General features: G+C 46.5%; 1 protein-coding gene. It reads right to left on the bottom strand.

Features of this window, described 5'->3' with window-relative positions; translation table 11 throughout:
- Positions 1-228 (bottom strand): ATP-binding protein (locus IR141_RS13200; protein WP_167743252.1); only part of this gene is annotated, 228 nt, incomplete at both ends.

The following is a 228-nucleotide window of genomic DNA, read 5'->3' as shown; positions in this document are numbered from 1 at the left end:
TCATCCATAAACAGCTTCACCCATTCACTAAAAGCCAAATTGGTCGTCATGACAACACTCGTCCTTTCATGCAGTTGGCTCATCAGATGAAACAGCAGCGCACCGCCTTTCTGACTAAACGGCAGATCCCCCAACTCATCAAGAATCAACAAATCGTACCGACATTGCTGTTCGGTTAGTTTCAGACGGCCTTCGTCTTTGTCTGCTTCCAATTTGTTGACCAAGTCC

The organism is Neisseria sp. 19428wB4_WF04, assembly GCF_015235335.1.
In the GTDB taxonomy this organism is placed as follows: domain Bacteria; phylum Pseudomonadota; class Gammaproteobacteria; order Burkholderiales; family Neisseriaceae; genus Neisseria; species Neisseria musculi.
Note: the sequence above shows the minus strand (reverse complement) of the source record. Positions and strands in the feature narration are given on the sequence as shown.